This is a genomic window from Lacimicrobium alkaliphilum (assembly GCF_002591895.1).
Classification (GTDB): Bacteria; Pseudomonadota; Gammaproteobacteria; order Enterobacterales; family Alteromonadaceae; genus Lacimicrobium; species Lacimicrobium alkaliphilum.
The window spans coordinates 64,151-78,138 of the sequence record NZ_NISX01000002.1; the positions used below are offsets into that span (position 1 = coordinate 64,151).

The window sequence follows — 13,988 nt, forward strand, 5'->3', positions numbered from 1 at the left end:
TTAAAAGAATCTGAGCGCATTGTGCAAGGCTTTTTCAGATAATAACCTGACTGAGATCAAGGTTTTTATCAGGCAATTCTCTGCTGGGGTCGAAACGAAGCCGTTTTATGATCCAGGTCAAATTTGCAGGCCCTGCCCCTACTCCTTTATCTGACAATAACTGGTTAAAAATTCATCGTGATCAAGCATTTTTGGCAAGGGATCCTGCTTCACCTGCCGGATTTGCTGCAACATGCCGAGTAACTGCTCACGGGACGGATTGTCTGCCATGGGGTGATAATCTTTCGGCATAATTCCCTGCCCCATCATCACCTGTAACCAGGAGCTTTCGAGGAAAAGATCATTCTGCTCCCGGAACAAGCGGCCCGTTTCGGCAAACAGGGCGATTTTCTGAGTCAGAGAATCTGGAATCTCGATGCTTTGCAGGTCGCGCCAGAATTGGGTATCAGTGCGTTGATTAACATGGTAATGCAACACCAGAAAGTCTCTGATTTGTTCAAACTCAAGCTTTGACTGTTTATTGTATTCCGCTACAGCCGCAGGCTGGATACCCTGATGAGGAAACAAATGTATCAGGCGGACAATTGCAGACTGAATAAGATGAATACTGGTTGATTCAAGTGGCTCCAGGAAACCACTGGACAAACCTACTGCGATCACATTTTTATGCCACTGTTTGCGACGCCGGCCAGTCAAAAAGCGGATGAAGTTGGGATCGCCACAGGCTTTACTGTCGAGATTAGCCAGCAGCGTATCTGCGGCCTGTTCATCACTGCAATGAGCACTACTGTATACCATACCGTTGCCATTGCGGTGCTGTAGCGGTATGCGCCACTGCCAGCCTGCTCCATGGGCGATGGACCGGGTATAAGGCAGTGTTTTCTGGAAACGTTCTGAAGGCACCGCAACAGCACGGTCGCAGGGCAACAGGTGGCTCCAGTCCTCATAGCCTGTATTCAGCTTCTGCTGGATCAGTAATCCACGGAAACCGGAACAATCGAGAAACAAATCCCCGCCGATTATCTTACCGTTATCCAGTTGCAGGGACTGAATATAGCCGCTGTCATTGTTCTGATCGACTTTCTCCACTTTACCTTCGGTGCGAGTGACACCCAGTTTCTCACTGTAATTGCGCAGGAAGCGGGCATACAGAGATGCATCGAAATGGTAGGCATAAGGTAGCTCCAGTACAGGATCCTTGCTGTTGATGTGAGAAAATTTGCCAGCCTGTGCGCACAGGTAGTTCAGATCATACTCCCACAAACTGTCTTTAAGTCCTTCCTGCTGTGCACGTCGCCAGTAATGATGAAAGTGGCAAAATGCCATACTCTTGCCCGGCGCACCAAAGGTATGGAAATAGCCTTCTCCGGGTACCCGCCAGTTCTCAAATTTTATCGCCAGTTTCATGGTGGCTTTGGTTTCACGCAGAAAATCGGCTTCTTTGATACCCAGCACATTATTGACCAGCCGAATCGGTGGAATAGTAGCTTCACCAACACCGACAGTACCAATCGCCTCGGATTCCACCAGTTCAATATCCACCGCATTGCCAAGCATTTTTTTCAGCAACGCCGCCGACATCCAGCCAGCGGTTCCGCCACCGAGGATCACCACTTTACGCATTACACTTTTCATCTTATTACAGCCCGTTTATACCTGTTGGTATGACAAAAAAACCCAACCAGAGGACTGGTCGGGTTTTTGATTCTAGCAGTATGTCGGTTTCACCAACAACAAGGGCAAAGTGACCTCATTGACCACTCTGGCCCGCTTTATCAGAAGGTGTAATTCACACCCAGCAGATAGTTGGCCCCAAAGCTCTGATACAGCGTTACAAAACGCGGATCGTCACCATCAGTCTGCACCGTATCCTGATCTGTCAGGTTCTGTGCCTGCAGGGTTACCCGCAATCCTTTCAGGGCTTCAATACCAGACTCGCTGAAGTCATAACCAATCTGCGCATCCCACAGCTCAAAGCCTCTGTCCATTGTTTCAACCAATGACAGACTCAGACCACGAGCCTCGGTAGAAAAGACATCACGTTTGGAACCGGAAATCCGGAATTCAAAGCCATTTTTCTCGTAGTAAGCGGTCAACTGATAAATTTCATCAGATAAACCGGGCACCCGGCCACCATCATCCAGTTCACCATCCATAAAGGTCGCGCTGGCAACCAGACCAAATCCGTCCAGCGCATCACTGACCAGACGCATTGGTACACTGGCCTGTAATTCGTAGCCGCGAACAAAGCCGGTCAAACCGTCTTCAACGAAGGAAAGGGGCCCTTCAAACAGCACTGGTGCCTGGTTGCCGGTTTCTTCGGAAGACTGGTGGAAGCCAGGAATATATGAGTCAGAGAAATCCGCGATGGTCTCACCGTTTCTGTGCCAGTTTGTCAGATCCTTGTAGAAAAAGGCTGCGGCAAAATAACCATCATCGGCAAAGTAATTCTCGTAAGCCAAATCAAACTGATTGGCTTCCAGTGGTTTCAGAGCAGTGTTGCCTGCGCTTGCACTCCAGGGGCTGTTCTCAATATCACCGCTTAAGATGTTGCCATCGTTAAACTGGAAATCAACCTGGGCGTTAGGACGCATATCATCCATACGCGGACGGCTCATTACCTTGGACATACTGGTGCGCACAAACTGGTTGTCTGCCACTTCAAAACTCAGGTTTAGTGTCGGCAGTACATCGGTATAACTGTCTTCGCCTGTTACGGGCACCGCTTCGGTAAAGCCACCAGGGCCAGTAGTAGTGCTGAAGCCCGTTCCAGCCTGGTCAGAACTCACCATCTGCAAGCCCAAATTACCCCGTACATAGATGCCGGAGAATTCAGTATCGATATCCAGCTTGGCAAATACGGTCAGCAGTTCTTCGTCAATAGTATAGGTGTCACCAAAACGGCCATTTTCAAATAGTGCAGCATCGGTTTCAGTGTAGAAACCCTCGTTAAACAATCCCAGGCTATCGTAAGCCAGTACCCCATTGATACCGGTGAAGCTGAGATCTGCCACACCCAGTACATCAGGGATGGGGGCATCACCAGGCCAGGTTGGGGCTGTCAGAAATGCACCATTGTTGATCTTGGATTTGCTGCGATCCTGATAGCTCACACCCACATTGAGGCCAGAGAAAATTCCCCACTCCACAAAGCCTTTTACTTCAAAGCGTGCACTGGTGAGCTCTTCTTCGAATATAGGCTGATTAACAAAACCATCCTGTGCAGTTTCTGGTCCGAACCCGTCAACGCCCTGAAAACGTTCAACCGGCGCCAGTGCGCCGCCCCAGGCCTGAGGTCCGGCAAGTGTAATCAATGACGGATCAGTCAGATCAACGGGAGCCATGGTAGGGTGATCCGTATAAACAGCGCCGGTAGAGGTCATTTCCCACGAACGAGCGGTAATTGGACGGCCATCAATACCGGCACGACCAACACCAGAATAGCTTTCAACGTCAGTGATGGTCTTATCCACCTTACCGGTAGACAAATCAAACTCGGCTTCCCAGTAATCATTGATTTGATACTCAACATTCAGACCAAAGGTGGTCAGCTCTGCATCCTGAGAGCGGGCATCATTGCGCACTACTGAATAGAAGCCATCATAGTAACCTTCAGTCACCAGGCCATCTTCAACGCCGGTTACTGTGTAAGCGCCGGTACCCCACTCTGCGCCACCCTCTTCGAGACCGCGTCTGACGTCATTCTCAAGAAAGTCGATATAAAGGGCATCAAACTTGATCTTCAGATCATCGGATGGTGCATATTCAACGATTGCAGCCACAGAGTCGCGTTCGAGCATGGCCGAGCGCACGAATGAATCGTGTCCACCCAGTACTTTGGTACCTGCCGGAATCGCTTCACCGTCAGCGGTTTCGGTCTTGGAAACATCGGCATACCCCCAGCCACGGAACTGCTCTTCCTGACGAGGCGTCTCAAGTGATGAGAGAACTAATGCAACACCCAGAGTGTCATTGGCGAAACTGTCGACATAGTTAAACGCGAATCTGTGTCCCTTATTATCAAAGTCCGGGTTACCGGATGACTTTTCATTCTGCTCAATGTTGGCATTAAAGGTAATAGTGCGTTCTGCGCCTAACGGGCTTACTGTCTGTAAATCTACTGTGCCGCCGATCCCCTGAGCCATCAGGCCGGCTTCAGGTGTTTTATAAACAACAACGTTCGAGACAATCTCTGAAGGATAAAGGTCAAACTCTACACCACGGTTGTCACCCATCCCCAACAGTTCGCGGCCATTGAGTGAAGTACCTATGTAGTTTTCGTTGAAACCACGGATAGACAGACCACTGGTACGACCGTTACGACGTTCACCGGCCAGCCCGGGCAAACGGGCTAATGATTCGGCCACACTGGTGTCAGGCAATTTACCAATGTCTTCCGCTGACAGTGCCTCAACGATGGACGTACTGTCCATTTTGATAGCCTGAGCCCGCTGTAAGCTGGCCCGGATACCCGATACCTGAATAACTTCTACGGCTTCATTCTGTTCGGCCTGCTGCTGAGCAGATTGCGCCATTACCGGCGACGCACCAAATACCAAACCACTGGAGATCAGTGCGCTGGTAATAAGACTGGGGTTAAATTTTTTCATGACTTGTGTCCTGATTGTTTAATTTGTGCTGTTGCGGTGCCAGGGGCACTGTTACTGTGCATACCTGCACAAAAAGTGCAGAAATTTGTTGCCGAGGATAGTAACGCCAGAGTTCAAACAGGCACAATGTCTTGCATACGTATTCATAGAAATTCAGTAACATTTCAATAACATTTAATTGCTAAAAATCCATAAAGACACCCTTTGAGATACAGCGTATGCAACTGTTTTATAAGCGTTTTATAAATTTAACAGCATGAGAAAAACGCATCATTTCGTATGAATAAAGTGTAACTAAATTACATATATAAAATGTTTCACCAGGATTTGGCGAGTGATTTGCGCATAAAACCTATCGCTAAAAGCGTTATTTTAATTGCATCTGGCAGACGACACCGGCCACTCAAAGTCTGAGGAGTTATAGAGAAGAAGCGAGGCTCATAGAGGACTTAAAATTAATGGTAGTAAAATTACTTCCAGATCTTAAGTAATGCGCCGGTACGCAGTTTAAAGCTGAGACTGCGGCGGGAACAGTGTTGTTGTTCTGAATTATCATTCAGCCAATGAACAAAGGTACTGACAAACACCGTTGTTAAGGCAATTTCCTGTTGAATACGGGCCAGATGCCGGGCCCGAAGGTTCGCTACCTCCATCAGCCATTGGACAGTCCGGCTGATCCGTAACAGGCCTCCAATCTGAAGATGAATATGACCGGGTTCAAGTTTGTATAACAACATCTGACCGGTTAAATGGCGGTACTCCGCCAGGGCTTCAAGCCAACGCCAGACCGCCTCTTCAATGCGTTGTGCAGGTGGCTTAGCCAGCCACTGCGGCCCGGAACGGATACTGAGGAGATGCCGATCGGCACGGTCAAACCAGGCGTCCACCAGCTCATCTTTCTGACTAAAGTGCTGATAAATATCAACCAGAGGAATATCCAGAACACGGGCTGTGTCAGCCAGGCTAAGATTTTCCCAGCCCGTTTGCTTACCCAATTGCAGCGCCTTATCCAGAATAATGTTTTTGTCGGTCATACCAGCCTCCGTTAACACTTCATTATAGAAGCTGGTGCGCTATCAATGGTTGCCCAGATAAAAATCCAGCCGTTGTTGCCATTCGTCGCTAGCAATAACCTCTAATAGTGCCTGATTCATTGGCTCTCGCAACCCACTGCCTTCTGCAACCGCAATGGCATAATCCTGGCGCTCAAGAATTTCCGGCAGAATTGCCAGTTTTCCGGGGTAAGTCTGGCGAGCCAGATACTGCATAATAGGTTTATCATATACCAGTGCATCGGTCTGTCCTTTGGCCACCTCTTCCAGCGCCCCGGCCAACGATGCGCGTTGTACAAAGCCGATACCATTTCGTTGCAGATAGTCCGCACTGGCGGAACTGGCCACACTAACGACACTGGCCTCGGGCAAATCATCGGCCCCGGTTATCTTGGTTTCCAGCTGGCTGACGGTAAGGCTGGTAGCAATAGCGGCCGTGAAACTGGAAATCAGAATAATTGCTGCAAACATCCAGACCAGCCCCACCACTCTTCCGGCAAAGGTTGTCGGGGCCTTATCGCCATAGCCCACGGTTGTCATAGTGACCGCGGCCCACCAGAAGCTTGCGCCTATTCCTTGCGCAGCTGTTCCGCCAAACATTTCGGCATTTCTTTTGCGCTCGAACAACCAGAGTACAACACCCACTGCCAGTAATAATCCACCCAGGCCAGCAAGAGCAACCAGAAACTGCCAGGAAAAAAGACCTGCAATAATGGTCCAGATACCACTGCTGTGTTTGGACGTCGCGATGGCCAGACCTGTTGTAAAATAGGGATGAGTGAAATCAACGCTCGATTCACGAGCAGCCGTCACGGTTAATGCCGCTACAGATGCGTCAAATCGTCCGCTTTGAAGCCCGCCTATCAATTCATCCAGCTCTGCTTCTTCAAACCGGTAGGTTACCCCCATTTCAGCAGCAACCTGTTGCCATAATTCAATGCTGATGCCGGTCAGATCCCCATTCTCCTGCTTGATCACAAAGGGAGGCGCTATTTTTGTACCAATGACCAGGGTATCGTCAGGAGCTGCCTGGGCGAAAACCTTAGCAGAACTCATTGAGAGTAGTAATAAAAGCCAGACCAGGCGTAGGCGAAATGACATGGGTTATCCTTTTTGTATTATCTATCAGGCTCAGCATAGGGGGTATTGTGTTGAGTTTCAAAAGCTTGTCACAGCTAGCTGGCTATTAAACCTGGTTAGTTACCGCTTTTTGGTAACTGGCGAGGTCATATCGGAACACCAGAAGGCGGTACCGGAAGCCAATATTGCCACAGAAATAAAGTATTTTAATAACAGTAAGTTAAGATAGAGACAGGGTATTCCCTGCCACATAAAATGACTGAATACGTATGCAGGGTTTTTACAGACCAATTACTAGTGGCGTATGCTTCGCCAACATTTATGCAATAAGAAAAAGCAATTAGCGTATGAATCAACAGCCATGGTGGCGAGGTGCCGTAATCTACCAAATCTATCCGCGCAGTTTTCAGGACAGCAACGGCGACGGTATTGGAGATCTGCCAGGAATTATCAGTAAACTTGATTATGTGGCCAGTCTGGGTGTAGACGCGATCTGGATTTCTCCCTTTTTTAAATCCCCCATGAAAGACTTTGGCTACGATATCAGTGACTACCGGGATATCGACCCGATGTTTGGCACGATGATCGACTTTGAGGCGCTGGTAGAAAAAGCATCCAGGCTGGGAATTCGGCTGATGATTGATCAGGTGCTGAGCCATACTTCGGATCAACATGAATGGTTTTTGCAGAGCCGTCAGAGCCGGGACAATGATAAGGCGGACTGGTATGTATGGGCCGATGCCAGGCCAGACGGCTCGCCGCCGAACAACTGGCTGTCTATTTTTGGCGGCTCAGCCTGGCAATGGGAACCCAGACGCTGTCAGTATTACCTGCATAATTTCCTGGTCAGCCAGCCCGACTTAAATTTCCATAATCCTGAAGTCCGCGAAGCAGTGCTCAACAACGTAGAGTTCTGGCTGAAAAAAGGCGTGCACGGGCTACGTCTGGACGCGATTAATTTCTGCTTCCATGATCAGCAATTGCGCAACAATCCGGCCAAGCCTGCCGAGGAGCGTAAAGGGCGTGGATTTAGTGAAGACAATCCTTATGCGTTCCAGTATCACTACTACAACAACACACAACCTGAAAACATTGGCTTTGTAGAGGAACTGCGAACGCTGCTGGACAGGTACCCAGGAACCGTTGCATTGGGAGAGATTTCCTCTGAAGACTCTCTGGCCAGCATGGCTGAGTACACCGAGGGCAACAAACGACTGCATATGGGATACAGTTTTGAGCTTTTGTGTGATGAGTTTTCCGCTGCCTACATTCGCCGTACAGTAGAAGCACTCGAACAAAAGATGCTTGATGGCTGGCCCTGCTGGGCGATCAGCAATCACGATGTGCAGCGAGCCGTATCTCGTTGGAGTACAGGGGATAGCCCGGCTCCGGATTTTGCCAAAGTGTTGCTGGCGATGGTCGCCTCGTTACGCGGCAGTGTTTGTTTATATCAGGGAGAGGAACTCGGTCTGCCCGAGGCTGAGCTTGAATTTGAAGATCTACAGGATCCGTACGGTATTACCTTCTGGCCTAATTTCAAAGGCCGAGACGGATGCCGAACGCCACACCCCTGGTCGGCAGAACAGAAAAACGCCGGTTTCACTGACGCAAAGCCCTGGTTGCCCGTACCTCAAAGCCACCTGTCCCAGGCGGTTGAAACTCAGCATGAACAGAATGACTCCGTGCTTAACTGTTTTCGTCACTTTATGCGCTGGCGCAAACACCAAGCTGCACTGATCAGGGGCAGCATTGCATTTTTAGACGTACCCGAGTCAGTGCTGGCGTTCGTTCGTAATACGCCTGAGCAAAAGCTTCTGGTTTGCTTCAACCTCTCTGATCAAGCCGTAAGATGTGAACTGAACATTCATTCTGCTGCAGTCATCGATACTCAGCATGGGCTTAAGACTGGCTCACTGGATAATGGCATCCTCAGCCTGCCTCCGTACGGTTGTCTCTTCTCAACATTGGACTAGCGTTTTGTTGATACTTATCAGCAGCTTTTTGCTGATAAGTTGATCTTTTTATGCCCCGTTAATATACGTATAGATAAGATCAATACAACATGGTTCAGGCAATGAAACGAAATCAGCTGGAACAGCCGGTGACTAAAAATAATCCTTCGCCCATACTATTAGCCAAACAGGTGCGGGAAACCGGGCAGGAGCTAGATCGTTTACTTGATGACGTTTTGTATCACCTGAAAGACTAAATACTATCCATTAAAAAGGAGTGGCCGGGCCACTCCTTTTTAACTATTGGTACTGTTGCTTAAGACTTTCTGCACGCTTGATGGCACTGTCTTGCTTATAATCTCTTTGATTAAGCTTACGCCTGGCAAGTTCAGTTCTTCCGCGTTCAAACAGAACTTCTACATAATTAAGATAAATTTCATCTGTAGTCTGATTGTTCTCAGCAGCCCTGGCCAGGTACTTCTCCGCCTCACTCAAATTGTTCCGGGCTTTCATTACCTGTGCGACAGTATCCAGCACGGCAGGATCCTCAGGGCGCTGTTCCAGAGCCAGCAAAGCTTTATCCCGCGCATCGTCTAAATTACCCAGCTTCATTTGCAGGTAAGCTATATTATTGAGAGCCAGGTAGTTGGTGCTGTTAAGTTCGAGTACTTGCTTATAGCGCGCCGCAGCCTGTTTCATATCTCTGGGAATCTCGCGCTCGGCCAGCATCATCAGTGAGGCTTGATCCTGGGGCATCCTGTCCACATGCTCACTTAACAACTGATAACTGTCTTCCCGTCTGTCCAGTTTATTCAGGCAGAAAACGGCCAACGATAGATGTCGGTGGTTAGGTTTGTCCTCATAGGCCGCCTGAATATTTGGCATCGCCTCAGCACATTTATCTTCACCGGCCAGCAACCTTCCATGCAGCCCCTTGCCCAATGAACTTGCCTTAACCTTTGCTGGCAAGGTATCAAATCGCTTACGACCCTCTTCAAAATCACCTGTCATCAGCAGAAAATGGGTATAAACCGACAGCAAACGCACATCATCGGGATAGCGAGACATCACATCTTTGGCCAGTTCAAGACCTTGTTGAAACTGATTCTGTATATCCAGCAGAAACAACTTACCCATTACTGCCTTAAGATTATGCGGGTGATATTCCAGCCAGGTATCGTAATGGTCAGTCGCTTCCTTTATCTTATTACTGCGAAGGTAGGACTGGCCAAGAATGTCCCAGTATTTGACCGGCAAATCTTTTGCAGCTTCCTCCTGAGACAAAAGCTTAATACTTTCCTGTGGCTGCTGTGTTAGCAGATAAGCATGGGCGAGAAGCACTTTCAGCTGAATGTTGTCAGGCTTCTCAGAGAGCGCTTTGCGAATAAGCGCAATACCCTTTTCACTCTCTTTACTTCGGTGCATCAGATCAAAATATCTTGATAACGCCGGAATTTGTGTCGGGTGCTCATCCAGCAACTGCTTTAATGACGCAGTCGCCTGTTCAGTCTCATTCTCTGCAAGTGCAAGATCAATAAGAGCCAGCCTGACTTTCGGATCTTCCGGCGCCATCTGTTCTGCCTGTTCAAACTCTGCACGGGCCTGCTGATCCTCTCCCTGGCGTCTCAATATCGTTCCTGCAAGCAAAAACCCCTGCACATCCCCCTGCTCTTTCCACTCCTGGGCCAGTTGCATGGCTTTGTCATATTGTTCTGTTACCAGATAGGCCGTGGCCAGTGTGGCTCTGGTGGTATCCTGCTCCGGCTCCTGCTCAAGGGCCTGTTCAAGATTCAGAATACCTTTGACATCGTTCAGTGATAGTTGCAACACGCCAAGGCGGGTTAAGTCAGTGGCGGATTCACTCAGCCCCTGTGAACGCGCCACCATTTCCTCGGCCCCTTTTATGTTGCCTTCTTTGAGCATTTCAAATCCGGCGGCTGAAAACAACTGCGCTTCCTGGTCCGACAGCTGCTCGAGACGTTTGAGGGTCTCACCCGCTTCATCGGTCAACCCCAGTTGTATCTGACTGGCAGCCAGAAGCCTCAGGCCGGGATGATTTGCAGGCAGGTCACTGGCCACATGGGAGAGGTGCTGAACCGCCGTGCTGAAATCTCCAAGCTGGAACGCACTATACCCCGCAGCAAGTCGCAGACCGGGATCAGTGCCCTTGTTCATCAGTGCCTTTTCAGTATATTTCAGGGCCTCTTCATGATCGCCGTCATTCGCGCGACTCAATCCCTTTAACTGGTTCAGTAATGGGTTGGTATCACTGACTGTCAGCAATTTATCCAGAATCGGCTCCGCTTCTTCTGTCCTGCCTGCATCCGTCAGCAATCTGGCCAGCATAAAGCTGACCTGATGATCATCGGGATTGGCGGCATAATATTGCTGATAGGCCTCAATGGCACCTTCACGGTTACCTTCACTGATATGTAACCGCCCTAAAAGCGTCAGGGCGTCAGGCTGATAAGGATGATTGCTGATGACGTCTTTCAACTGCAACATTGCCCGTTCTTTTTCTTCATCCAGCAAATAGGAGTAGGTCAGAGCCAGAGCTTTATATGGCGAATCCGTATCATAATTTCTAATCTGCTCAATTAACGCACGGGCGTCATCGGTACGTTGCAGTCTGACTAAAGACTCCAGTTTGTAGAAACCAACTTCTGCCGCCTTTTCTTCGCTGAGACCCGCATACTGATTTTTCAGTTTGCTCAGGGCCACATCAGCGCCGGTTTTCTGATACGCCTTTGACAATAGCGGTATCACTTCCTCTTCTGGGTAACCATATTCCATGGCGCGGTTAAGCTCTTTCTCGGCCTGCTGGAATTGTTGTTGCTGAACATAAATGCGGCCCAGTTCAAATCGGGCGGCCGCCAACTGAGGCGATTTCTGCAACGCACTTTTCAGCTCAATGACTGCCGCAGGATGATCTTTTTCTGCCGCATAGCCTTGTGCCTTTTCAAGATGCTGTTCACCCGTTTGCTGACTGCACGCCAACACGAGCATACTGAAGGACAAAATTAAGAAAATACGAAACACTGGAAATCCTTATGTAACAGTGAGTACAAGTAGAATCCCACCATAGGCCAGAGTCGCCGGACAGTCAATTGTCACGACAGCCTTTGGCGGAATATTTACCCGGGCCGAAACAATAATCCTTTTGTGTCATTTGTGGCTTTTACTGTCTTAAATCAGTCAAATCGCATATAATTGCGGCTTTAATATTGTCGGATGTCGGCGATCAGCAGCAGGAACCCTATGACCAGTAATACAGATCTCAGCTTTACAGACTTAAACCTTCCCGAGCCGGTACTCAAGGCACTGGAGAAAGTAGGCTATGAAAAGCCTTCTCCGATACAGGCGGAAAGTATTCCGCTGATTATGGAAGGTCACGATCTGTTAGGTCAGGCACAGACAGGCACCGGAAAAACCGCCGCCTTCGCCCTGCCCATGCTGGCAAAGATAGACAGTAGCGACACCACAACACAATTGCTGGTTTTAGCACCTACCCGGGAGCTGGCCATTCAGGTTGCAGAAGCCTTTCACACCTACGCCAGCTTTGATCGCAATATTAAAGTACTGCCTATTTACGGCGGACAATCCTACGATAACCAGATCAGGCCATTGAAGCGCGGTGTTCAGGTTGTTGTGGGTACACCGGGCAGAATTATTGACCACATTAAAAAGGGCACCCTGAAACTTGATAAGCTGAAATTCCTGGTACTGGATGAAGCCGATGAAATGCTACGTATGGGCTTTATTGATGATGTGGAGTGGATCTTAAGCCATGCTCCGAAAGAGCGTCAGACCGCATTGTTCTCTGCAACCATGCCCGATCGCATCCGCAATATCACCAATAAGTACTTAAAATCCCCAAAAATAGTAAGGATTGCCTCTAAGGTCAGTACCGCCAGCACCATTCGCCAGCGTTTTTGCCAGGTAGCCGGCCATCATAAACTTGAGGCACTGACCCGGATTCTTGAAGTGGAAGAATTCGATGGCATCATTGTATTTGTACGCACTAAAAACGCTACTATGGAACTGGCGGAAAAGCTTGCCGCACGAGGCTTTGCCGTTGAACCGCTAAACGGCGATATTCAGCAAAGTGCCAGAGAACGGACTGTTGATCGCCTCAAGCAGGGTAAAATAGACATTCTGATCGCTACCGATGTGGTAGCCCGGGGGCTGGATGTGGAACGCATCAGCCACGTGATCAATTTCGATATTCCCTATGACACCGAATCTTATGTGCATCGCATCGGCCGTACAGGCCGAGCCGGACGCTCCGGTGAAGCCATATTGTTTATCTCACACCGTGAGAAGCGCATGTTGGGGGCCATAGAAAAGGCTACCCGTCAAAAAATTGAAGTCATGACCATCCCATCGATCTCCGAGCTGAATGAGCAGCGTCTCAAACGCTTTAAACAGTCCGTTATCGAGGCAATGAATGATGACAAGCTGGAAGCTCTAATCACCGTTATTGAGGCCATTCAGGCAGAAACGGAAGCTGAGCCTGAAGTGCTGATGGCAGCGCTGGCCAAACTGGCTCAGGGTAATGAACCTCTGCTTCTGAGTGAATCTGATCGCCCTGATCTTAATGCCCGCCCGCCAAGAGTCGAGCGCGGAGAACGTGATCGGGGGGGCAGAGACAGACCCGAACGAGGACCAAGAGGACGGGATGGTAAAGCTGGTGATAAACCCCGCCGTCGCAGTTCCAAGCCCGAGGAAGGGATGCAGCGCTACCGCCTGGATGTAGGCCATACACATGGCGTCAAACCCGGTAATATCGTCGGCGCCATTGCCAACGAAGCGGGTATGGACAGCAAGCATATCGGCGCTATCGAAATCCATGACAGTTTCAGTACGGTAGATTTACCCGAAGGGATGCCGCCGGAAGTTCGCCAGGTATTGCAAAAAGCCAGGGTTTCAGGGCAGAAACTGGGGATCAGAGAATGGACCGATGAGCCACCGAAAAGAGATAAGCCTAAATTCGACAAACCGCGTAAAGAACGTAAACCCAAAGAGTAATTCAGGCTGAAGTCCTCTACTGAAAAGAGCAAAAAAGAGGAACTTTGATCTCGCAGAGACGCAGGGGCTTTATGGCACCACACCTTTACTTCTCTGCGCCTCTGCGAGAGGTAATAGTTCGTTCGTGAGTTTAGTGTTTTTCGTGGTTGAAGGCTTTTTATTCATAATTCAGCATTCATAATTCATCACTCTACCTCCTCACTCCTCACTAAAAAGCATATATTTTCGTAATTTGATATTTTGTTGTTATAAGCAGTTGTGTCAGA

General features: G+C 49.1%; 8 protein-coding genes. 3 read left to right on the top strand and 5 right to left on the bottom strand.

Annotation, left to right across the window (positions count from 1 at the left end):
• Positions 1 to 138: 138 nt before the first annotated feature.
• The 4 genes from CDA54_RS02280 to CDA54_RS02295 form a co-directional block, all read right to left on the bottom strand.
• Entirely contained in the window at positions 139 to 1,635 is a 1,497-nt protein-coding gene (locus tag CDA54_RS02280; protein WP_099033390.1) for a tryptophan halogenase family protein, read from the bottom strand.
• Between the two features lie 140 nt (positions 1,636 to 1,775).
• Positions 1,776 to 4,610, bottom strand: a complete 2,835-nt coding sequence (locus tag CDA54_RS02285; protein ID WP_099033391.1) for a TonB-dependent receptor — start codon at positions 4,608 to 4,610, stop codon at positions 1,776 to 1,778.
• A 470-nt stretch (positions 4,611 to 5,080) separates the two neighbouring features.
• A complete protein-coding gene (locus CDA54_RS02290; protein WP_099033392.1) occupies positions 5,081 to 5,644 on the bottom strand; it encodes a TetR/AcrR family transcriptional regulator in 564 nt (187 codons plus the stop codon).
• Positions 5,645 to 5,686: 42 nt separating this feature from the next.
• Entirely contained in the window at positions 5,687 to 6,763 is a 1,077-nt protein-coding gene (locus CDA54_RS02295; RefSeq protein ID WP_099033393.1) for a substrate-binding periplasmic protein, read from the bottom strand.
• Positions 6,764 to 7,089: 326 nt separating this feature from the next.
• Between CDA54_RS02295 and CDA54_RS02305 the strand changes: the two genes are divergently transcribed.
• Entirely contained in the window at positions 7,090 to 8,715 is a 1,626-nt protein-coding gene (locus CDA54_RS02305) for an alpha-glucosidase family protein (protein WP_099033395.1), read from the top strand.
• 101 nt (positions 8,716 to 8,816) lie between these two features.
• Positions 8,817 to 8,951, top strand: a complete 135-nt coding sequence (locus tag CDA54_RS19905) for a hypothetical protein (protein ID WP_268235264.1) — start codon at positions 8,817 to 8,819, stop codon at positions 8,949 to 8,951.
• A gap of 43 nt (positions 8,952 to 8,994) precedes the next feature.
• Here CDA54_RS19905 and prsT read toward each other — a convergent pair whose 3' ends face one another.
• Positions 8,995 to 11,733, bottom strand: coding sequence for an XrtA/PEP-CTERM system TPR-repeat protein PrsT (prsT, locus tag CDA54_RS02310; protein ID WP_099033396.1), 2,739 nt, complete (start codon positions 11,731 to 11,733; stop codon positions 8,995 to 8,997).
• Positions 11,734 to 11,952: 219 nt separating this feature from the next.
• Between prsT and CDA54_RS02315 the strand changes: the two genes are divergently transcribed.
• A complete protein-coding gene (locus CDA54_RS02315; RefSeq protein WP_099033397.1) occupies positions 11,953 to 13,722 on the top strand; it encodes a DEAD/DEAH box helicase in 1,770 nt (589 codons plus the stop codon).
• Positions 13,723 to 13,988 lie beyond the last annotated feature (266 nt).